This window comes from Pararhizobium sp. IMCC3301, from assembly GCF_030758315.1.
In the GTDB taxonomy this organism is placed as follows: domain Bacteria; phylum Pseudomonadota; class Alphaproteobacteria; order Rhizobiales.
In genome coordinates, this window is sequence record NZ_CP132336.1 from 3062066 (window position 1) to 3082654 (window position 20589).

At 54.8% G+C, this 20589-nt stretch carries 21 protein-coding genes; 12 read left to right on the plus strand and 9 right to left on the minus strand.

Annotation, left to right across the window (positions count from 1 at the left end; translation table 11 throughout):
- Window positions 1-53 precede the first annotated feature (53 nt).
- Window positions 54-1187: a glycosyltransferase gene (locus tag RAL88_RS14780; protein ID WP_306264577.1), complete on the plus strand. Its 1134-nt coding sequence runs from the start codon at window positions 54-56 to the stop codon at window positions 1185-1187.
- Between the two features lie 21 nt (window positions 1188-1208).
- On the opposite strand, the gene ppk2 is transcribed toward RAL88_RS14780, so the two are convergent.
- On the minus strand, window positions 1209-2102 hold the full coding sequence (gene ppk2, locus RAL88_RS14785; protein ID WP_306264579.1) for a polyphosphate kinase 2: 894 nt from the start codon (window positions 2100-2102) through the stop codon (window positions 1209-1211).
- Between the two features lie 176 nt (window positions 2103-2278).
- On the opposite strand from ppk2, the gene RAL88_RS14790 reads away from it, so the two are divergent.
- From RAL88_RS14790 to RAL88_RS14825, 8 genes are all read left to right on the plus strand, one after another.
- On the plus strand, window positions 2279-3643 hold the full coding sequence (locus RAL88_RS14790) for an ATP-binding protein (RefSeq protein ID WP_306264581.1): 1365 nt from the start codon (window positions 2279-2281) through the stop codon (window positions 3641-3643).
- Window positions 3644-4018: 375 nt separating this feature from the next.
- On the plus strand, window positions 4019-4816 hold the full coding sequence (pstB, locus tag RAL88_RS14795; RefSeq protein ID WP_306264583.1) for a phosphate ABC transporter ATP-binding protein PstB: 798 nt from the start codon (window positions 4019-4021) through the stop codon (window positions 4814-4816).
- A gap of 20 nt (window positions 4817-4836) precedes the next feature.
- Window positions 4837-5547 (plus strand): phosphate signaling complex protein PhoU, encoded by a 711-nt coding sequence (phoU, locus tag RAL88_RS14800; RefSeq protein ID WP_306264584.1) that lies wholly within the window; start codon window positions 4837-4839, stop codon window positions 5545-5547.
- A 44-nt stretch (window positions 5548-5591) separates the two neighbouring features.
- Entirely contained in the window at window positions 5592-6290 is a 699-nt protein-coding gene (phoB, locus tag RAL88_RS14805) for a phosphate regulon transcriptional regulator PhoB (RefSeq protein ID WP_306264587.1), read from the plus strand.
- 241 nt (window positions 6291-6531) lie between these two features.
- Window positions 6532-7569 carry a substrate-binding domain-containing protein gene (locus RAL88_RS14810; RefSeq protein ID WP_306264589.1) on the plus strand — a complete coding sequence of 346 codons (1038 nt, stop codon included), beginning with the start codon at window positions 6532-6534 and terminating at the stop codon, window positions 7567-7569.
- Window positions 7570-7641: 72 nt separating this feature from the next.
- Complete coding sequence (gene pstC / locus RAL88_RS14815) at window positions 7642-9018, plus strand: phosphate ABC transporter permease subunit PstC (RefSeq protein WP_306264591.1); 1377 nt, start codon at window positions 7642-7644, stop codon at window positions 9016-9018.
- 9 nt (window positions 9019-9027) lie between these two features.
- Window positions 9028-10329, plus strand: a complete 1302-nt coding sequence (gene pstA / locus RAL88_RS14820) for a phosphate ABC transporter permease PstA (RefSeq protein ID WP_306264592.1) — start codon at window positions 9028-9030, stop codon at window positions 10327-10329.
- 100 nt (window positions 10330-10429) lie between these two features.
- A complete protein-coding gene (locus RAL88_RS14825) occupies window positions 10430-11245 on the plus strand; it encodes an NAD(P)-dependent oxidoreductase (RefSeq protein WP_306264594.1) in 816 nt (271 codons plus the stop codon).
- Window positions 11246-11271: 26 nt separating this feature from the next.
- Here the strand turns inward: RAL88_RS14825 and RAL88_RS14830 are convergent, their stop codons facing one another.
- The 3 genes from RAL88_RS14830 to RAL88_RS14840 form a co-directional block, all read right to left on the minus strand.
- The gene (locus RAL88_RS14830) at window positions 11272-11898 is read right to left on the minus strand and encodes a CoA transferase subunit B (RefSeq protein ID WP_306264596.1); all 627 of its coding nucleotides are present in this window, start codon (window positions 11896-11898) and stop codon (window positions 11272-11274) included.
- 11 nt (window positions 11899-11909) lie between these two features.
- Complete coding sequence (locus RAL88_RS14835; protein ID WP_306264598.1) at window positions 11910-12605, minus strand: CoA transferase subunit A; 696 nt, start codon at window positions 12603-12605, stop codon at window positions 11910-11912.
- Between the two features lie 90 nt (window positions 12606-12695).
- Window positions 12696-12827, minus strand: a complete 132-nt coding sequence (locus RAL88_RS14840; RefSeq protein ID WP_306264600.1) for a hypothetical protein — start codon at window positions 12825-12827, stop codon at window positions 12696-12698.
- Window positions 12828-13148: 321 nt separating this feature from the next.
- On the opposite strand from RAL88_RS14840, the gene RAL88_RS14845 reads away from it, so the two are divergent.
- From RAL88_RS14845 to RAL88_RS14855, 3 genes are all read left to right on the plus strand, one after another.
- On the plus strand, window positions 13149-13814 hold the full coding sequence (locus tag RAL88_RS14845; RefSeq protein ID WP_306264602.1) for a hypothetical protein: 666 nt from the start codon (window positions 13149-13151) through the stop codon (window positions 13812-13814).
- Window positions 13815-14192: 378 nt separating this feature from the next.
- A complete protein-coding gene (locus RAL88_RS14850; protein WP_306264604.1) occupies window positions 14193-14675 on the plus strand; it encodes a DUF305 domain-containing protein in 483 nt (160 codons plus the stop codon).
- 13 nt (window positions 14676-14688) lie between these two features.
- Window positions 14689-15438 carry a glutaredoxin gene (locus RAL88_RS14855; protein ID WP_306264606.1) on the plus strand — a complete coding sequence of 250 codons (750 nt, stop codon included), beginning with the start codon at window positions 14689-14691 and terminating at the stop codon, window positions 15436-15438.
- A 16-nt stretch (window positions 15439-15454) separates the two neighbouring features.
- Here the strand turns inward: RAL88_RS14855 and RAL88_RS14860 are convergent, their stop codons facing one another.
- From RAL88_RS14860 to RAL88_RS14880, 5 genes are read right to left on the minus strand one after another with little or no spacing between them, the layout of a single operon-like run.
- Complete coding sequence (locus RAL88_RS14860; protein WP_306264608.1) at window positions 15455-16390, minus strand: type II secretion system F family protein; 936 nt, start codon at window positions 16388-16390, stop codon at window positions 15455-15457.
- A gap of 8 nt (window positions 16391-16398) precedes the next feature.
- Entirely contained in the window at window positions 16399-17349 is a 951-nt protein-coding gene (locus RAL88_RS14865; protein ID WP_306264610.1) for a type II secretion system F family protein, read from the minus strand.
- A gap of 4 nt (window positions 17350-17353) precedes the next feature.
- Entirely contained in the window at window positions 17354-18802 is a 1449-nt protein-coding gene (locus RAL88_RS14870) for a CpaF family protein (protein WP_306264612.1), read from the minus strand.
- Window positions 18803-18847: 45 nt separating this feature from the next.
- Complete coding sequence (locus RAL88_RS14875; protein ID WP_306264614.1) at window positions 18848-19432, minus strand: L,D-transpeptidase; 585 nt, start codon at window positions 19430-19432, stop codon at window positions 18848-18850.
- Window positions 19432-20586 carry a hypothetical protein gene (locus RAL88_RS14880; RefSeq protein ID WP_306264616.1) on the minus strand — a complete coding sequence of 385 codons (1155 nt, stop codon included), beginning with the start codon at window positions 20584-20586 and terminating at the stop codon, window positions 19432-19434. Before RAL88_RS14880 ends, RAL88_RS14875 begins: the two co-directional genes overlap by 1 nt.
- Between the last annotated feature and the right edge of the window lie 3 nt (window positions 20587-20589).

Here is a 20589-nt window from a genome sequence, read left to right on the forward strand (position 1 = left end):
TGTTAACCTGTCTTATATAAGATTGAAACAGTCAATTCATCAAATCAGGCGCAATGTCAACGCAGAACCCCCTAACCATCATTCATCTGGTGCGTGCGCCGATTGGCGGAATTTTCCGGCATCTGGCCGATCTGGCGTTGGCACAGGCCGGGCAGGGGCACAGGGTCGGAATTGTCTGTGACCGCCTCACCGGTGGTCCATTCGAGGACGCCCACATTGAACAGTTGCAGGCGTTGCTTCCGCTCGGCGTCACTCGCCTGGCAATGCCGCGCGCGGTCGGACCATCCGACCTGCGCGCTTTCATCAGTGTCCTGAAAGCCCTGCGCAAGGTCAGGCCGGATGTGCTGCACTGTCATGGATCCAAGGGCGGCGTCTACGGCCGCTTTGCCCGCGCCAGCGGTGGGCTTGGGAAACCAACGGTGGTGTTTTACGCCCCCCATGGCGGCAGTCTGCATTATCCCAAAGCCAGCCGGGAAGGCCGGCTCTATTTTGCTATGGAACGGTTGCTGGAGCGCTGGACCAGCGCACTGATTCATGTCAGCGCCTATGAGCAGCGCACCTACAGCGAAAAAGTCGGCGCCCCGTCATGCCGGGCGGCAGTGATTCACAACGGCATTGGCGAGCCGGAACTGCTGCCCGTTACCCCTGGTAGCGACGCGCGGGATTTTCTGTTTATCGGCATGTTGCGCGATCTGAAAGGCGTCGATCTGTATATCGATGCGATGCATGAATTGAACCGCCAGGCACCCGCTACAGCCTGGATTGTCGGAGATGGCGCTGAGGAGGACAAAGCGCGCTACCGCCAGATGGTCGCACAGCGCGGACTGGCAGATCTTGTCTCGTTCCATCCCTCAATGCCTGCACGCCAGGCGTTTGCCATGGCCCGCGCGATTGTCGTGCCATCGCGTGCCGAATCGCTGCCCTATATCGTTCTGGAAGCCGCCGGCGCCAGCATTCCGATGATCTGCACGAATGTCGGCGGCATCAGTGAAATTTACGGCGAACAGGCCGATGCTCTGGTCAATCCGGAATTGCCCGACATCACAAAGGCGATGCGTACATTACAGCAAGCCGGATTCCGCTCCGATCAGATCGCGCCGCTCCATGAACGGGTCGCGAACGGGTTTTCGATCCGCCTTATGGAGCAGCACATTATGCAACTTTACCGCTCGGCACTGGACCTTTAAAGCCCATTTGAAAAGCCTGCTTTAATCGTCAAAATCCATGGCTTCATGCAGACGCAGAAAATCTGGCCCCTGGCCAAGAATGAGCGGGTCAATCTTGCCAATCGCTGACAAATCCTTGCCATCATAATCAAGATTGGCCAGCACGTGCCGGATGCTGTTGAGCCGCGCCCGCCTTTTGTCGTTGGAGCGCACAATTGTCCATGGTGTCGATGCTGTATGGGTCATTTTAAGCATCAGATTGCGCTTTTCGGTATAGTCACCCCATTTGTCGAGCGATGCCACGTCCATGGGAGACAATTTCCATTGCTTCAGCGGATCATGGGCCCGGTCGTGAAACCGTTTCATCTGCATTTCGCGCCCGATATTCAGCCAGAATTTGAATAGATGAATGTTTTCATCAACCAGCATCTGCTCGAATTTCGGCGCTTCCTGGAGGAAAATCCGGTGCTGTTCCGGTGTGCAAAAGCCCATCACCGGTTCAACACCGGCGCGGTTGTACCAGGAGCGGTCGAACAGAACCAGTTCTCCGCTACTCGGCAGATGCGCGATGTATCGCTGAAAATACCACTGTCCTTGCTCCCGCTCTGTCGGTTTTGGAAGCGCTGCAATGCGGGCGTTCCGGGGGTTGAGGTAAGCCCGTATGGCATTGATGGTTCCACCCTTTCCGGCAGCATCGCGCCCCTCGAATACCAGCACCAGTCTGGCTCCGGTATCCTGTGCCCAGGCTTGGACCTTGACGAGTTCGATCTGCAAAACCCGCAACGCACGCTCATATTTCTTGCGTGATAATTTATCGCTGTAGGGATAATTGCCGCTCTGCATCGCAGCGCCTTTGATCTGCGAAGCCAGCTTGGGATTGTCCAGATCAAAATTGTCCCGAAGGGGGTCACCGGAAGACGATTTATCGTTAGCCATATGGGTCCTCGAATAATGTCAGCTTTGCCACGCTAGCGGATTGTCGGGTTTGTCACAATGAGGCCTGAACCGTCGGTGCGGCGGTGGTGAGTGTCATAAATCTGAAATAACTTTGCCACAATAGAGTTTTCCTTCAATGTCTGTTGCAAGTTTCCATTCATGGAGGATTGGCCATCATGGCTGCCGAGCCCCCGCTTTCAGATGCGGAAATCGAAAACAATGCGCTCCTGACCCGGCTGCTGGATCAGCGCTGGGCTGTGATCGTCGCCTGTGTCGGAGTGCTGGCCTTCTGGCTGCGCGGCGATGTAACCCCTTTTGCCGGCATTCTGTTTCTTTTGGCGCTGGGCGCGGCAACCATGGTGGAGCCGGTCGCAAGCCAGCGCCGCCGCCGCCTCAATGCCTTGCGGACCGCACGCGCAGTGGCACAGCAGTCGGTCTGGCCGGATCCATCGACCAAACGGGTCATTGCATCGCTGACGGTGCCCACGCTGCTGGTCGACAGCGAAGGGGTCGTACGTTTTCTCAATAAAGCCACCATATCAAACTTGGGTGACATCAGGCCCGGCCAGCCCATGGCTCTGCATTTTCGCCAGCGCAATCTCGTCGCTGCGCTGGCCAGGGTTATGGAAACCAATCAGCCCGAGCAACTGGAATACATTGAACGCTTCCCGGTCGAGCGTTGGTTCAGTGTCGATTTAAGCCCATTGCGGTTTGACACTGACGCGGCAGTTCCGCTAACCGCGACGCCGCAATTTCTGCTGGTCCAGTTTCAGGATTTAAGCGCACAGAAGCGCATAGAGCGGATGCGGGTGGATTTTATTGCCAATGCCAGTCATGAATTGCGCACGCCGCTGGCGTCCATGTCGGGGTTCATCGAAACGCTGCTGGGACCGGCCCGGAATGATGAGACTGCGAGACTGCGCTTTCTCAACATTATGCGCGAGCAATCTCAGCGCATGTCTCGGCTGATTGATGATCTTCTGTCGCTCAGCCGAATCGAAATGAAGGCACATTTAAAGCCAACTGATCCGGTCGACCTTGGACCTTTGATTGGTCATGTGGCGGATACGCTGGCACCGCTGGCCCGTGACAATGACGTCAAGCTGGTTCTTGGTACCTGGGATGATCCTGTCATCGTGTCTGGTGCTCAGGACGAATTGGTTCAGGTTTTCAGCAATCTGATTGAAAATGCTATCAAATATGGCGCATCAGGCCAGCGTGTCGAGATTGACTTCCTTGCAGAAACAGAAACCAGGGGACCTGCCACAACCATCCGCGATTTCGGCCCCGGTATTGCGTCCGAACATGTGCCGCGTCTGACAGAACGATTCTATCGCGCCGATGTGGAGACCAGCCGGCAAAAACAGGGCACCGGACTTGGACTTGCCATCGTCAAGCATATCCTGAACCGTCATAGCGCCACCCTTCACATAAAAACCGAAGCCGGCAAGGGCGCGGCCTTCACAGTGCAGTTTCCCCGCCGGACAGCGTCAGCGGCGGCTGAAAAAATGGCCAAAAGCGATGGCATTTCGGAAAACTGATATTTTTCAAGGGTATGGATTGTCATCTAATTGATACAAAAATGCCATAGAAGCATCACTGCGTCTGGCTAGATTGCTGGGCGGCAGGTGGCAGTTGTCCGATCATTATGCACGGACCGCCACTGTCCTGCGTAATTCTTGTTTTCAGAGCCTGGCTGACACGAGCCTGGCCGGGTCGCTGGCAAGTCCTTGGCAGATTACTGGCTGGCTGATTACTGGATGGCAGGTCACTTGAATGAATATAATAGGCGCTGTTGCTCTATACCCGGCAAGCCCGCATCTTTGAGCACGTCCGGTAACCTGTTAAGCCGGTAGCCTGTTAAGCCGGTAACCCGTTAAGAAGGAACCTTGGACATGGAGACTTCTGTGCAAACCATGAGCAGCAAAAATGAAAGCGCCGCTTTGACCAATGCGCCGCGGGTCAAGATGAAGGGTGAGAAGGTCAACGTGTTCTACGGTGAAAAGCAGGCGCTTTTCGACGTTGATCTGGAAATTCCGGAGCATCGGGTCACATCATTGATCGGACCGTCAGGCTGCGGCAAATCCACATTTTTGCGCTGCCTCAATCGCATGAATGACACCATCGATATCTGCCGGGTGAAGGGCGATATCACGCTTGATGGCAAGGATATTTACGATTCCGCCGTGGACGTGGTTGAACTGCGCGCACGGGTCGGCATGGTTTTCCAGAAACCGAATCCGTTTCCAAAATCCATCTTTGAAAATGTCGCTTATGGCCCGAAGATTCACGGGCTTGCAAGCAGCAAGGAGGAGTTGGAGGCAATGGTGGTCGAAAGCCTGCAAAAGGCAGGCCTGTTTGAAGAGGTGAAGGACCGTCTTGACGAACCGGGAACCGGCCTCTCCGGCGGCCAGCAACAGCGCCTGTGCATTGCGCGCGCCATTGCTGTCAGTCCCGAAGTCATCCTGATGGACGAACCCTGTTCCGCACTCGATCCCATTGCCACGGCCAAAGTGGAAGAGCTGATTGATGAATTGCGTAATAATTACACGATTGTCATCGTTACTCACTCCATGCAACAGGCCGCAAGGGTGTCTCAACGGACCGCGTTTTTCCATCTTGGCAATCTGGTTGAAGAAGGTGTGACCGACGATATCTTCACCAATCCAGGGGACAAGCGGACCCAGGATTACATCACTGGCCGGTTCGGGTAACACTGGGTAAGGACGCTAAAATGGCTGATCATACAGTTACAGCATATGATGAGGAACTGCAGGCACTGGCAAAATATATTGCCGAGATGGGTGGGATTGCAGAGAGCATGATCGTGGATGCGTTGCAGGCATTGCTGCGCGCTGATCCTGTTCTCGCCCGCAAAGTCATCACAGATGACAAGGACCTCGACAATCTGCAGCGCAAGGTCGAGGATGACGCAATCCGCACCATCGCCAAACGCCAGCCAATGGCATCCGATTTGCGCGAAATTATTGCATCCCTGCGCATTTCCAATGATCTGGAGCGTTGCGGAGACCTGGCCAAGAATATCGCCAAACGCGCCATCGCAATCGAGGGCGTTGTTCAGCCTTCAAAACTCATTCACGGCATTGAACATATGGCGGAACTGGCCCAGGCCCAGTTGACAAAAGTTCTGGATGCCTATGTCGCCAGAGATGTCGGCAAAGCGGAAATGGTGTGGCAGAACGATAGCGAAATCGATGCCATGTATACCTCGCTGTTCCGCGAATTGCTGACTTACATGATGGAAGATCCGCGCAATATCTCATATTGCACCCATCTGCTGTTCTGCGCCAAAAATGTCGAGCGGATCGGCGATCACGCCACCAATATTGCAGAGACAGTCATCTATCAGGTTACCGGCGTCCAGTTGGAGGATGAGCGGCCCAAGGGTGACAACAGCGCAATCCACGTGGTGGAGCAGCCATGAAAAAGAACCTGCCGCAACCTGCTTTTGCCTGAGGAGACCCCGCAATGGCTGCCCCAAATATCCTTGTTGTCGAGGACGAAGAATCACTCAGTCTGCTTTTGCGTTACAATCTGGAAAGCGAAGGCTACCAGGTCGACGTGTCTGAACGCGGCGATGATGCCGAACTGAAATTGCGCGAGGCAGTTCCTGATCTGCTGCTTTTGGACTGGATGCTGCCGGGCCTGTCGGGCATTGAATTGTGCCGCCGCCTGCGTGCGCGTGATGAAACACGCAATCTGCCTGTTATCATGTTGACCGCACGCGGCGAGGAAACCGAGCGCATACGCGGATTGTCCACCGGGGCCGATGATTATGTGGTGAAGCCGTTTTCCGTGCCCGAACTGATGGCACGAGTGAAAGCGATGCTGCGCCGCGCCAAGCCGGAAGTGGTCTCACGGCTGCTGCGCACGGGCGATCTGGAGATGGACCGCGAGACCCACCGCGTACATCGCGCGACACGCGAAATCCACCTGGGCCCGACAGAATTCAAATTGCTGGAATTCTTTTTACAAAGCCCCGGCCGCGTCTTTTCGCGCGAGCAGCTTCTGGATGGCGTCTGGGGCCATGATGTCTATGTCGATGAGCGCACCGTCGATGTCCATGTCGGCCGCTTGCGCAAAGCCATCAATAAAGGCCGCGCCAAAGACCCGATCCGAACCGTGCGCGGGGCCGGTTATTCACTGGATGATCAGTTCCGGGACTAGAGCGCGTTCAGGCGCGGCTGATCGTTGCCAGCAAACGCCGCAACCGCAGGCAAAGAGCCGCAAAACACAAGAAGTCGGTGCCCGTTACCGACAACCGGCTGCATCAGGTCAGTCGATTTTATCACACGCGGCCTGGTGTCATAAATCTGTAACAAAACTGTTACATCCATGACACTCGGCAGGAGTACTCGAACAGTCAGGTCGTAGACAGACGATCACTAATGAAACCCAAGGAGTTTCCATGTCCTATCTTAAACTCGCGACTTCTGCCCTGGCTATCACAGCGTTATCCGCGACGTCTGCCATCGCTCGCGACGAAATCCGGATTGTCGGATCGTCCACTGTGTTTCCATACACACAAGCTGTCGCCGAGCAATTCTCCAACAATACCGGCGCGCCTTCGCCGATTGTAGAATCGACCGGCACCGGCGGCGGGATGAAAATATTCTGTGAAGGTGTTGGAGAGGCACACCCTGATATCACTGGTGCCTCCCGCGCCATGAAAGCATCCGAGTATGAATTGTGCCAGTCAAATGGCGTTACGGATATTTCCGAAGCGCTGATCGGCTTCGACGGTTTGTCGCTTGCAATTTCGCGCAGCAATGATTTTGACTGGGATTTGACCCTTGGCGAGATTTATCTGGCGCTGGCCGCTCAGGTTCCCGTTGATGGTAAATGGGCCGATAATCCCTACAAGAAATGGTCTGAAATCAACGCCGATCTGCCGGATACAGAAATCCTCGCCTATGGCCCTCCGCCAACCTCCGGTACACGGGATGCCTTTGTCGAATTGGCAATGCATGCCGGTTGTGAAGAACTGGATTATGTTGCCAATGGTGGTTTCGACGGTGACTGGGTTAAAGAGAACTGCTCGCGCATGCGTACTGACGGACCCTTCATCGAAGCCGGTGAAAATGACAATCTGATCGTACAGCGGCTCGAATCCGATCCCAATGCCGTCGGCATCTTCGGTTATTCATTCCTTTATGAAAACTTCGACCGGTTGAAAGGTGTCAAGATCGAAGGCGTTGAGCCGACCACCGACAGCATTGCCGACAAATCCTATCCGGTATCGCGCCCGCTTTACTTCTACGTGAAGAACGCGCACCGCGGTGTCATCCCCAACCTCAATGAGTTCATCGAAGAATACATGTCTGAAGATGCCCTGGAATCGGGTGGTTACCTGTCCGAGCGTGGCCTGGTGACGCTGGTCGACGACCGTCGCACTGCCCTTCAGGATGCGATTTTGAACGGCAAGCAGATGGATGCCCCTGAATAAGCCAAATTTCCGGCCCTTGCGAAGTCTCGAGCCGGTCGCGGCTCGAGACAGTTTTTTTGAAAGAGTGTAGAGATGACCACATTGGCATTCGCGACCCTTTTCGTCATCAGCCTGTTTGGATACTGGCTTAACCGGCGGGCCGCGCGGGCCATGCGCCGCGACGGCGCGCGACTGCACTCGCTTTCCGGATATCACGGTCTGTTTTCGTTTCTGTCGATCCTGGTGCCCGTCTTCGTCCTGACCATTGTCTGGTTGGCGCTGCAGGGCTCTGTTGTCGACAAAATTGTCATGGGCGGATTGCCAAATGGTGTGCTCAATGGTTTAGGCACGGGGCAGCGTCAGTTGGTTCTGACCGAAATCAGGTCTCTTTCCAGGGGCCAGACATTCGGCACCCCGGAAGAGTGGAAGATTACCGCAGCAGAACAGCTGAACCTGCTTCAGGCCGTTGCATCGATGATGCTGATCGCTATTGTCGCCATTGGCGGGCTGGCTCTGCTGTGGTTCGCCCGGCGCCGGGTCACAGCCACTTTCCGTGCCCGTCAGGGTGTCGAACGGATTGTTTCGGGCCTGATGATTTTCTGCTCGGTCGCCGCGATCTTCACTACGGTTGGCATTGTCGCGTCTCTTGCATTTGAGACCGTCAAATTTCTCCGGCTGGTTCCTTTGACCGAATTTCTGTTCGGTCTGAACTGGGAGCCGCAAATTCCAATCCGAGCGGACCAGGTAGCTGCGGCCGGTGCCTTTGGCTGGATACCGGTTATCGTCGGAACCCTTGTGATCACCGCCGTAGCCCTGATTCTTGCAATCCCGATCGGTCTGTTCTCGGCCATCTATCTGAATGAATTCGCGCCATCCCGTGTGCGCTCGGTGGCAAAGCCATTTCTTGAGATTCTCGCAGGCGTGCCGACGGTTGTGTACGGCTTCTTTGCCATTCTGGTCGTTGCCCCTGCAATCCGCAGCCTGGGTGCATCGCTGGGCATTGGCGTTTCGCCAAATACGGCGCTTGCGGCGGGCAGTGTGATGGGTATCATGCTGGTTCCATTTATCTCATCCTTTGCCGATGATGCCCTGTCCGCCGTGCCGCGCTCCTTGCGTGATGGCGCTCTGGCGCTTGGTGCCACGCGTGCCGAGACCGTACTGAACGTTCTTTTTCCGGCGGCCATTCCCGGCATCGTCGGCGGTATTCTGCTTGCGGTCAGCCGGGCGATCGGCGAGACCATGATCGTGGTCATGGCTGCCGGATTGATCGCAAATCTGACCGCCAATCCGCTCGAAAGCGTCACAACCGTTACGGTCCAGATCGTGACGTTGCTCATCGGTGACACATCCTTCGACAATCCCAAAACGCTGGCCGCCTTCGCACTTGGGATGATGCTGTTCATCGTTACCCTTATCATCAACATTCTCGCGCTTCGGATTGTCCGCAAGTACCGGGAAGCCTATGACTAGAGCTCGTTTATGACCGCCATCACTTCCCAACAGGCCAGCGTCTCGGCAGCCGGCGCAACCGAGGCCATCAGGCGCAGTCTCCCACGGCGCAAGCGCAAGCAGGTCATATTGCAAAGTCTTGGCATTGCCGCGATCAGCATTGCCTTTTTGATGCTTTTCACCCTGATCGCGTCGCTGGTATCCACCGGCCATAAGGCCTTCACGCAAACACATGTCACTCTGGATGTTTTTATTGACCCCGAGGAAGTGCCGGCGGACCGGCTGCCGCGCGGCGGTTTTGATGATGTCCTGGCCGCCTCACTAGCCAGGTCGCTTCCTGGTGTGGCGACCGGTGACAGGGCTGCAATGCGGACAGTCGAGAAGATTTTCTCCAACGGAGCACAATTTAAATTACGCGATATGGTGGTCGCCAATCCGGACCTTATCGGCAAGACCGTTTCGCTGTCAGTCCCGGTGTCTGACCCCTATGACCAGTTGAACAAGGAGTTGATTGACCGGGACACGCCCGAGCAGTTGCGCCGGTTGAAAGATGATCAATTGGCATATTTCGACACACTCGAAAATGCCGGCATGATTTCATCTCCGATCAATACAGGTCTTATTACCAACGCGGACAGCCGCTTTCCGGAACTGGCCGGACTGAAAGGCGCTATTATCGGCTCCTTCTGGGCACTCCTGGTCTGTTTCCTGATCTCGTTCCCGTTGGGAATTGGTGCTGCCCTCTATCTCGAAGAATTTGCCCCCAAGAACCGCATCAGCGACTTTATCGAAGTGAATATCAATAATCTTGCCGCGGTTCCTTCTGTTGTTTTCGGCCTTCTGGCACTCTCCGTTTTTATCGGGTGGTTTGGAATGCCGCGGTCTGTTCCCTTCGTTGGTGGTCTGACCCTGGCTTTGATGACTATGCCGACAATCATCATTGCAACCCGTGCGGCGTTGAAGGCGGTACCACCGTCCATCCGCGAGGCCGCCCTCGGCATCGGGGCATCCAGGCAACAGGTTGTTTTCGGCCATGTGCTTCCGCTGGCCATGCCAGGCATTCTCACCGGCACAATTATCGGGCTGGCACAGGCGCTGGGCGAAACCGCTCCCTTGTTGCTGATCGGCATGAACGCATTCATCACCTCGGCACCATCCACACCCTTCGACAGTGCCACTGCGCTGCCGACACAAATCTTCATCTGGGCCGACAGCCCGGAACGCGGCTTTGTTAGCCGCACATCGGCGGCAATTCTGGTCCTGCTCGTTTTCCTGATCAGCATGAATGCCATTGCCATCTTCCTGCGCAAAAAACTGGAGCGCAAATGGTAACTATGAAAACCGCCCGGGGTGACGGGTTGACAGGCGACCGGGTCTGCGTTCAAGCCTGATTGGTACGGATGGTCGCAGTTGAACTGGCGGGAAAAGCGGTTTGGAGTTATCTGGAATTGGCCTGGCCGGGTGCGGCCGCATGGGTCAGCCGATGTTGGCCGCATTGCGCGATGCCGGTTTTGATGCCGTCGGCTTTGATGTCCGGGCACCGCAAAGCTATGGCGAATTCGCCGCCGCCATGAGCGATGATGTGGCGCGATTTGCCGCTCATCTGAAAATCCTCATCAGTGTGGTTCGCGATATCGAGCAGACGGAAGCTCTTCTGTTTGACACTCAGGCCCTTGCGGCGGCAGCACCGGGGCTGCGCAGCATTATCATCTGCTCCACCCTCTCGCCGCGCTATCTCCAGACCCTCAAGGGCAGGCTGCCCTCGCATATCAATCTGGTCGACGCACCAATGTCAGGTGCATCTATCGCCGCGCGCGAACGGCGTCTGTCCTTCATGATGGGCGGCGAGGAGGCGGACCTGACCGCCTTGCGGCCGCTGTTCGAAGCAATGGGAACCTCATTCCACACAATGGGTCCGTTTGCGGCCGGGATGACAGCCAAAGTTCTGAACAATTTGCTGGCGGTCTCGTCCACGGCGATGACCCGGCTGGTGCTCGATTGGGCCGATGAACTGGGACTGGATGAAAAGTCGCTGCTTGCCCTGATCGACAAAAGCTCCGGCCGGAACTGGTTCGCCAGCGGCTTTGAGGATATTGAATTTGCCCGCGACGGCCATGCGCCGGACAATACAATCGGCATTCTGGAAAAGGACATCAGCAGCGCGCTTGACGCCGCGCCGCGAGGCGCAGACAGCGCCCTGCCGAATGCAGTCATAGAGGCCCTTCGCAAGCTCAAGCCGCGGCTGTAAACCTGGGTGCGCCGCGACTGACGAAATCAGCCGACGATTGTGGCTTCCGTCTTGTCGCGCACATCCTGTTCCGAAACTCCCGCGGCCAGTTCGACGATTTTCAGACCGCCTTCAACCACATCAAATATGCCAAAATTGGTAATGATCCGGTCAACTACAGCCTGTCCGGTGAGGGGCAGGGTGCATTCGGTCAGAAGCTTGGTTTCGCCCCTTTTATTGGTGTGATCCATGACAACAATGACACGCTTCACACCGGCAACGAGATCCATCGCCCCGCCCATGCCCTTGACCAGCTTTCCGGGAATCATCCAATTGGCAAGGTCGCCTTTTTCGGAGACCTCCATCGCGCCCAGAATGGCCATGTCGATTTTTCCGCCCCGGATCATGCCGAAACTGTCAGCGGATGAGAAGTAGCTCGTCCTGTCCAGTTCTGTAATCGTCTGCTTGCCAGCATTGATCAGATCCGGGTCGAGTTCCGCTTCTGTCGGGAACGGGCCCATGCCGAGCATGCCGTTCTCTGATTGCAGCGTTACATCGACGCCGTCGGGAATGTAGTTCGAAACCAGCGTGGGAATGCCGATGCCCAGATTGACATACATTCCATCTTCCAGTTCACGCGCCGCGCAGGCAGCCATTTTATTGCGATCCCACATGGTAACTCTCCTTAAGCCGCACGAACGGTTTTCTGTTCAATCCGTTTTTCATGCTCGCCCGTGATCAGCCGGTGCACGAAAATGCCGGGTGTGTGAATCATGTCCGGATCAAGCGAGCCGACCGGAACAATTTCTTCCACTTCGGCAATGCAGACCTTGCCGCAGGTTGCCGCATTCGGATTGAAATTGCGCGCGGTCTTGCGATAGACCAGATTGCCCTGTTCGTCACCCTTCCAGGCTTTGACAATGGCGATATCGGCCACAATTCCGCGTTCCAGAATATAGCTCTGGCCGTCAAAATCCTTGTGTTCCTTGCCCTCGGCAATCACTGTGCCGACACCTGTCTTGGTATAAAAGCCGGGAATGCCAGCGCCGCCGGCGCGCATCCGCTCGGCCAGTGTGCCTTGAGGGTTGAATTCAAGCTCCAGTTCGCCGGACAGATATTGCTGCATGAAGGTGTCGTTCTCACCCACATAGGAGGAGATCATTTTCTTCACCTGCCGGGTTTGCAGCAGCAGGCCGAGACCGAAATCATCGACGCCGGCATTGTTTGATGCCACGGTCAGGTCTTTGACGCCGGATTCGCGAATTGCCGCTATCAGCAATTCCGGAATGCCGCATAGTCCAAAGCCACCGGCTGCAATGAACATGCCGTCGAATAACAGCCCGTCCAGAGCCTCGTCTGCCGATTTGTAAACTTTCCGCATTATCTGCTCCCAGTTGAATGCCGCACTGCAGCAAGAGATATTCGATTAGCTACACGAGAAACAGGCTTTTCGCAAAGCCTATAATTGCTTTCACTGCGGGCCAATGGCGTCCACATCGCGGCTTATATAATCCCGCACATCCTGAAACGCTGCTTTGACATCCTGCAGCGAACGCAGCCGCCGCATGATCGCCCGGATGCAGGATTTGACCTCATCGCTCATGCTGTGTCTGCGCAACCATTTTCACCATTGAAACATGCGCGCCAGCATCCTTCAATCGTGATGTGGCCGGATCAGACCAGCACTGATTGCCGCTTGGTGTGAAGCAACCATGACGGTCCGAAGACTGTGAAGCCGCCAGTGAAATTAACTGTAAGCGTTGTAAATTTACCAAATGCAAACAGTTTCGTGTAAGTAAAAGGCATGTATATCTCATCATCTTCACCCTCGGGACTGTTGTTCGACCATGTTCGGGCGCTTCTCTCTCGTGACAGCCTGCGTTCATGGGGCAGACTGGTTACACAGTCTCCGCCGGCATTGAAGATGCTAATTGGATTGCTGCTGATCGATTCTGTGTTCATCGGAATTTTCGTCTATTACGGCATCCAGCAGGTGATCAGTGATAATCCCGCCAAGTTTCCCCAGTTCTGGAGCCTTGCGGCAGATTACAGTCTCCCGGAATTTTTCGGCTATGCGAAATTGGCCGTCATTGCTGCGCTGTTATTCATGGCATTCAAGCGCACAAGACAGTCCATATTGTGCAGCTGGTCGATCATTTTTGTTGTGCTGCTTGCCGATGATTCCCTGCGACTTCACGAATATGGCGGAGAATGGGTCGCAGAGCACCTGGGCTTCAGCACGATTCAAAACATCAAACCTGAACATCTGGGCGAGTTGGTGATGTGGCTTGTGCTTGGTGTGATCGCCCTGTCGGTGCTGATTGTCGGCCTGCTGCGCACCCCGGTCTCCAGCATGGGCAGCAGTGGCTTCTTTCTGGTCGTGATCTTTGGTCTGGTTATCACCGGTATCGGCATCGATCTGATCTCTTCGGCGAGCTATCTTCAGGATATCGACAATGGCACGGCCGTGTCGAAGACGCTGTATGGATTTCTGCTGATTGCCGAAGATGGCGGTGAGGCGGTTTTTGTGTCTCTTGGCCTTGCCGGGGCACTGGCGGTCTGGCTGAACTCAGCACGAACGCGCAGCTAAACGCGGCAGCCTACTTTACGCGACTGACCCGATTTCCGGGCAGTTTTCAGTCAATTTTGCATTCTTATCGGCAGGCCTGCAAATTCCCTCCAATGGATCGACAGTTTCAAAACAAATACCTGTCTTCGCGCCCGCATCCCGGCATTCGCTTACATAAAATTTCACTTTACAGTTGATCTGCTCGGAACCAAACCCGCCTTTTCCTCATTTAGGGAAGGGGGTGCTGGAACTTTGCGATGGAATGCAGTTCCGATGCGAGCAGTTCAGTTCGGCAGGTAACCTGCGTTACCAGGGTGACAGAATTTGACTGGATCGCTTTGAATCGAACCAGATCGAGCCTGCCGACACAAAATTTCAAGAAACCTACGGAGAACGGAAATGCAAAACAAATATGGGCGCTTCATCGCGATGATCGTCACTTCAACAATTGTCATGTTCGGGCTGATGTATCTCAACAGCTGGCAACTGAGCGATGTTCGCTTCAGCCAGACCCGGGCCTGGATGGCGCTCTATATGGGCGGCGTGATGGCGATCATCATGCTGGCGTTCATGCTCAACATGTATACCAATAAAGCCGTCAATCTGGCTGTTTTCGCCACGTCACTCATTGTCTTTGCATTGGGCCTGTATCTGGTTCGCAGTCAGGACACGATCGGTGATGTTGCCTGGATGAAGGCCATGATCCCCCACCATTCCATTGCGATCCTGACCAGCTCGCGGGCCGAAATCTCCGATCCAAGAGTGCGCAAGCTGGCCGACGATATCATCGAAGCTCAGAAGCTCGAGATCAGGGAAATGGAAGCGCTGATCGCCGATTTGAACGGCGGACCGGCTGCCACACCCGAACTTGACGGCAAATAGGAAGCTTCGTCCCATGGCCAAAACCGCACAACTCCACCGCATGGTGATGCCCGATCACACCTGTCCTTACGGATTGAAATCCAAAGATCTTCTGGAGCGCAAGGGTTTCACAGTCGAGGATCATCACTTGACCACCCGTGAGGAAACCGATGCCTTCAAGCGGGACCATGATGTGGAAACCACACCGCAGACCTGGGTCGATGGCAAGCGGATCGGCGGCTATGACGCGTTGCGCGTGCATTTTGGCGAAGAGGTGAAAGACGAAGATGCGACCACTTATCAGCCGGTCATCGCAATTTTTGCGATGGCCGCGCTGCTGGCACTTGGCTTAAGCTGGTATGCCCACGGGGATCTTCTGACACTGCGTGCCTTTGAATGGTTCATCTCCTTGTCGATGGCCTTTCTGGCAGTTCAGAAACTTCAGGATGTCGAGAGTTTCTCAACCATGTTCCTGAACTACGATCTGATCGCACAAAGATGGGTGCGCTATGGCTATATCTATCCGTTCGGCGAGGCGATTGCCGCAATTCTCATGACCGCCGGGGCATTGGTCTGGCTGTCAGCGCCAATTGCTCTGTTGATCGGCACGGCAGGGGCCGTCTCGGTCGTCAAAGCCGTCTATATTGACAAGCGTCAACTCAAATGTGCCTGCGTCGGCGGCAGCAGTAATGTCCCGCTCGGCTTTGTCTCGCTGACAGAGAATCTGATGATGATAGTCATGGGACTTTGGATGCCGTTCAAAGTCTTCGTGCTCGGCTGGTAGTGCCGGGCCGCAGATGTCAGCCAGCCAGGCTCTGCAGCACACTGATCACTTTCATGATGATTGGAACTGCAACAATCAGGATACTGATCGGAAACAGAAACAGCGCCAGAGGAAACAGCATTTTGAAAGGCAACGCATTGGCTTTTTCCTCTGCTGAAATCATGCGTTTTTCACGCATTTCCCCGCTGAACACTCTCAATGTCTTGGTGACACTCGCGCCCAGTTCCTCTGATTGCCGGAACAGTACAGCCAGTGATTTCGCTTCATCGATACGAAGCCGGCCGGCAAAATTGGAAAGCGCGTCGCGCAACCGTCTTCCTCCGCGTACTTCCAGCATCATCATCGCCAGATGCAGCCCGAAATCCTTGTTTACTGATTTCAGAAACTCTTTCGATACACGGTCAATCGCAGCTTCCACGCTGAGCCCGGAATCGACGCACACAATCAGCGTGTCCATAAAATCGGGAAACAGCCGGCGATACATGACCTCGCGGGAATCGCCGATTTTTTCAAGCATGATATTGCAGACAAAAAACGCCAGAGCGCCCGTAATCAGCGCCAGCATGATCAGCGACGAATTGAGCAGATCGGGCAGGAACAGCGGCACGCCGAACATGATCAGGCTTGAAAACGCCAATGCGACGACGACGCGAATGAGCTGATAGGTGCGGCCTGCGCCCGGCTGGAAATAGCCGGCCCGGATCAGCCGGTTATCAACCGAATTCTGGTTTTTGTCCGCCCGGATGACAGCATAGTAGTGTTTGACAAGTGTCGCTTCTGTAATCGAAAGCCCGCGAATATCCTCAGGAACCTCGACCTCATCCGGCTTGTCTTCGGTCTGGTCGTCAAACCGCGCACTGATCTGGCGGCGGGCGTTTACCAGGCCAAAGATGATCGCAGCGATCATCATCACTGAGATAAAGGTGGTAAGAAGGATCAGGTTTTCGGACATGACACCAGTTAATAGTCAAAATTGATAATTTTTCGTATGACGAGCATGCCAATACCCAAAAGAGTGCCGGAAAAAATCAGAAAATGGCCGCCGTACCCACTTTCCCACAACGGCACGAAGTATTCGGCATTCATCAGCCGGATGATTGCATACAGAAAAAACGGGAATCCGAGCATGAACCATGCAGTCATGCGGCCCTCTGCCGAGATCGCCTTGATTTTTGATTTCATCATCACTCGTTTGCGGACCATGTCCGCAAGGTTGGACAGGATTTCCGTCAGATTGCCGCCGGAGCCTTTCTGAACGCTGAGAGAAATCGCCAACAGGTTCAGCTCTTCAGCGCCCACCCTGGAAGCCATGTTGCGCACCCCCACATCAATGTCGATACCATAGGTCAACTCGTCCGACAGAATGCCGAATTCCGAACCGATCGGATCGCGGGTCTCTCTGGCAACGAGTGAAATTGAAATTGGCAGCGGATGCCCGGCGGACAGGCTTCTGACGATGATATCGATTGCGTCAGGCAATTGCGCTGTGAACTTTTTCACTCGGCTGCCCTGTGCCCGGTAGAGAAAAGCAAACGCCGCAGAGACAGTGACAAGCAGTGAGATGATCAATCCGATCAATCCGTTGAAGCCTGCAAGAAACAAGGCCAGATAGCTGGCCGCCGTCACTCCCAGCATATAGCTGGCAATTCTGGTGGTGCTCAACCGCAGCCCTGACTGGATATAGAGCCGGCTCAGGTAATTTGAGACCGATTGCTGCGCTTCAGAATCGATGCCTCTTTCCTTGAGCAGGTTTCGATAGACAACATTCCGGTCGGCATTCTGTTCAATCAGGCTCAGCCGGTGGTTCAGATAGCTGCGCCGCTGCAGCTTGTCCCGCGCCGTTCGCACCAGCGTATCCGTGGCTACCAGGACGCAGATGAAAACAGCAAAATAGATGAAAAATAATGGCATGATTCTAACTCAATTCGCGGCTTGGATCGAACAGATTTTCAGGAACTGTCAGTCCGACTTCTGCGATATCTTCCAGGAAGCGCGGTCGGATTCCAGTGGCCAAATACATGCCTTTCACGTTCCCTGCCTCATCAAGGCCCATCTTCTTGTAAGCCATGATCTCCTGCATCTGGATGATATCGTTTTCCATGCCCGTAACTTCGGCAATGGAAACCAGTTTACGTGTTCCGTCATGCATGCGTTCGACCTGGACAATCAGATCAATCGCAGAGGCGATCTGCTGGCGAATGCTTTTTTGCGACATTGGCATGCCAGCCATGCCGATCATCTGCTCCAGACGCGACAGGGCGTCTCTGGGTGTATTGGAATGGACCGTGCACATCGATCCTTCGTGGCCGGTATTCATGGCCTGCAGCATATCGAACGCTTCTTCACTGCGGACCTCTCCAACAATGATCCGGTCTGGCCTCATTCGCAGGGCATTTTTCAAAAGCTCGCGCTGGCGCACTTCATTGCGCCCGTCAAGCGTGGCAGGCTTTGTTTCCAGACGGCAGACATGGATCTGCTGCAATTGCAGCTCTGCCGCATCCTCAATGGTCAGCAGCCGTTCGGAATTGGATATCTGCGAAGACAGCGCATTCAGCATGGTGGTCTTGCCGGAGCCGGTGCCCCCCGAGATGATGATCGACTTGCGTCCTTTCACCGCCGCGGCAAGCAGAATCTTCATCGCCTCGGCCATCGAACCGCTTTCCACCAGCCTTTCCAGCGTATAGGGGCGGCGTGAAAATTTCCGGATCGAAACCATCGGTCCGTCAACTGCAACCGGCCGGACCGCGACGTTGACACGGGAACCGTCCGGCAGCCGGGCATCCACCAGCGGTGAGGATTCATCAACACGGCGTCCAACAGCGGACACGATCTTGTTGATGATCCGCATCAGGTGATCTTCATCCTTGAAACGGATGTCCGTAATCTCAAGCTGACCGAAACGTTCGATAAAAACCTGCTCGTGACTGTTGACCAGAATATCGGAGATTGTGTCGTCCTTGAGCAGGGGCTCAAGCGGCCCCAGACCCAGCATTTCGTTCGTCGTATCAAGTATCAGCGCGTCCAGTTCCGGGGCGCTGAGGGGAAAATGATTCTTCTTGATGAACTCTCTGACCAGCGGTCGAATTTCCTCGACCAGTTCCTCTGTATACATCGTATCCAGAACACTGAGATTAATTTCATCCAGCAGGTGGCGGTGCAGTGCAACGCGCAGCGACACCTTATCCTGGTTTTCATTGTCGGTTTTTTTGCCGGCCGGCGCCTCAACGCTGTCTTTGTCGGCAGGTGTGGGAGCAGCTTCAGCCGTCGCCTTCGCCTTCACCGCGTCTGGCTCTTGCTTTGTATTTTCGGGTGCCGCCGTCGCTTTTGCCGGCGTAAAAAATCGCCCAAGGACTGTTTCATTCATTTCAGAATTCCTTTGGCGTCATATGGATTTGTGCCGGTCATTCGATCAATTCCGTACAATCACTTTGGTGCCTGTAGGGGTGCTCGCATACAATTCCAGCACATCGGCATTTGTCAGCCGGAAGCACCCTGCAGTGACAAACCCGCCGACCGAGCCGGTATCATTGGTGCCATGAATGCGGTACAGCGTGTCACGGCCGTTCTGGAAAAGATAAAGCGCCCGTGCGCCCAGTGGATTATGCGGTCCGGGTGCAACTGTCTTCGGCAGTCCTGGTTCTCTGGCGCGCATATCAGCGGGCGGAGTCCATGATGGCCATTCCGCTTTGCGGCCGATTTTAACCGTACCGGTCCAGGTGAACCCCTTGCGTCCTATCCCGATTGTATAGCGCGCCACCGTTTTGCTATCGATCACCACATCCAGTGTTTTGGCAGTGTTTGAAATGATGATCGTGCCGGGTTTTTCACCGGTACTGATCTGCATCTGGGTCTTGGTTGTCGGTCCATGCGTGCGGGGAACCTTGTAGGATCCCGCATGAGCCGGCCCCATGCCCATGCTCGCAACCGCAAGAGTCACAAGCAGGCCGGCCAGAAAAGTGGCAAAAGCTGAGAAAGGGATCGGCGCGCGCAACATTATCGAACCTCCTGGACAATAATTTCTGACAGATCGTGCAGTCGTGAACAAAACATGGAGCGTTTGTTGACTTCTATTGGCAACATGCCCCGGTTCAGCGCTTCCAGCATGAGATTTTGCTCGTCCGGCAGGATTGTCAGAATTGATGGATTAAACAGCTTGCTCAGTTCCTTCTTGCCGAATTGGGAACCCAACAAGCCCCGCTTCATCCGGTTGGCGACCACGTGGATGCCTTTTTCGCTTTTGCGCAAGGTCGAGATCTCCTTGAACTTCTGCTTGGCTCTTTGCAGGGAAGGCAGCGATGTTCCCGAAACGATGGTCACCGTGTCGACAGCCGATATGATGGTCGGTTGCCATGGTGTCATATAGGACGACAGGTCCAGGACTGTATGATCGTGCTGGTAACTTACCAGATCGAGCATCCGCAGAACCAGTTCAACGCCGGTTTCCGAATAGGTCAGTTGCGGGCTTTCAAAGGAAAAAAGCGTGAAGCCGGAATCGTGCATTTTCTTGATGACATTTATGAATTCCAGATCGACACGCTCTGATTTGCCAATCACACTTTCCAGTTTGTAGGCATTTTCCACATTCAGATAGGCGCCGATATCCGCTTTGGAAAAATCAAGATCGAACAGGGCGGCAGTGGGCTTGGTGCGTTTGCGGCGGCGGCTGAAAAAATAAGCCAGCATGATGGCAACACAGCTGCCACCGGATCCGCCGCCGCATGACAGGACAGCATGAACTTTGTTGGCACCGGGCTTTTGCCGCTGAGAGATGGCATTGACGGTGTCGGTCAGTACGCGCTTTTGCAGAGGCTTGGTCAGCCAGTCGGCACCGTCCAGTTTGATGAGCTGGCGTATTTTCTCCTGGCTCAATTCGTCCGAGATGAAGATAATCGCCAATTGGCCGAGTTTGTTCCGGATTTTGAGAAATTCCGGGTCATCCAGAATGGTTCCGTCGCCGACATCCAGAATGGCGATATCCAGTGTTTCAGGATCAATCCCGTCGCTGTCTGCCAATTCTTTCCGAGTGCATTTCTTCAGCTGATAAGAGACCAGTGATGAAAACACGCTTTCCATAATATTGTTGGCCTGCGGATCTTCAGAGCAGACCAGAACGGTCGAACCTCCAATTGTGCCGGAACTTGAATTCATGAC

Excerpts from the sequence above, each read along its gene's own strand:
- RAL88_RS14830 (WP_306264596.1), bottom strand. The coding sequence starts at position 11,898 with ATGTGGGATCGCAATAAAATGGCTGCCTGCGCGGCGCGTGAACTGGAA.
- RAL88_RS14840 (WP_306264600.1), bottom strand. The coding sequence starts at position 12,827 with ATGAGCGATGAGGTCAAATCCTGCATCCGGGCGATCATGCGGCGGCTG.
- RAL88_RS14870 (WP_306264612.1), bottom strand. The coding sequence starts at position 18,802 with ATGAATGAAACAGTCCTTGGGCGATTTTTTACGCCGGCAAAAGCGACG.
- pstA (WP_306264592.1), top strand. The coding sequence starts at position 9,028 with ATGACCGCCATCACTTCCCAACAGGCCAGCGTCTCGGCAGCCGGCGCA.
- RAL88_RS14880 (WP_306264616.1), bottom strand. The coding sequence starts at position 20,586 with ATGAATTCAAGTTCCGGCACAATTGGAGGTTCGACCGTTCTGGTCTGC.
- RAL88_RS14865 (WP_306264610.1), bottom strand. The coding sequence starts at position 17,349 with ATGCCATTATTTTTCATCTATTTTGCTGTTTTCATCTGCGTCCTGGTA.
- RAL88_RS14810 (WP_306264589.1), top strand. The coding sequence starts at position 6,532 with ATGTCCTATCTTAAACTCGCGACTTCTGCCCTGGCTATCACAGCGTTA.
- RAL88_RS14790 (WP_306264581.1), top strand. The coding sequence starts at position 2,279 with ATGGCTGCCGAGCCCCCGCTTTCAGATGCGGAAATCGAAAACAATGCG.
- RAL88_RS14850 (WP_306264604.1), top strand. The coding sequence starts at position 14,193 with ATGCAAAACAAATATGGGCGCTTCATCGCGATGATCGTCACTTCAACA.
- phoU (WP_306264584.1), top strand. The coding sequence starts at position 4,837 with ATGGCTGATCATACAGTTACAGCATATGATGAGGAACTGCAGGCACTG.
- RAL88_RS14855 (WP_306264606.1), top strand. The coding sequence starts at position 14,689 with ATGGCCAAAACCGCACAACTCCACCGCATGGTGATGCCCGATCACACC.
- pstB (WP_306264583.1), top strand. The coding sequence starts at position 4,019 with ATGAGCAGCAAAAATGAAAGCGCCGCTTTGACCAATGCGCCGCGGGTC.
- RAL88_RS14875 (WP_306264614.1), bottom strand. The coding sequence starts at position 19,432 with ATGTTGCGCGCGCCGATCCCTTTCTCAGCTTTTGCCACTTTTCTGGCC.
- RAL88_RS14780 (WP_306264577.1), top strand. The coding sequence starts at position 54 with ATGTCAACGCAGAACCCCCTAACCATCATTCATCTGGTGCGTGCGCCG.
- RAL88_RS14860 (WP_306264608.1), bottom strand. The coding sequence starts at position 16,390 with ATGTCCGAAAACCTGATCCTTCTTACCACCTTTATCTCAGTGATGATG.
- pstC (WP_306264591.1), top strand. The coding sequence starts at position 7,642 with ATGACCACATTGGCATTCGCGACCCTTTTCGTCATCAGCCTGTTTGGA.
- ppk2 (WP_306264579.1), bottom strand. The coding sequence starts at position 2,102 with ATGGCTAACGATAAATCGTCTTCCGGTGACCCCCTTCGGGACAATTTT.
- phoB (WP_306264587.1), top strand. The coding sequence starts at position 5,592 with ATGGCTGCCCCAAATATCCTTGTTGTCGAGGACGAAGAATCACTCAGT.
- RAL88_RS14845 (WP_306264602.1), top strand. The coding sequence starts at position 13,149 with ATGCTAATTGGATTGCTGCTGATCGATTCTGTGTTCATCGGAATTTTC.
- RAL88_RS14835 (WP_306264598.1), bottom strand. The coding sequence starts at position 12,605 with ATGCGGAAAGTTTACAAATCGGCAGACGAGGCTCTGGACGGGCTGTTA.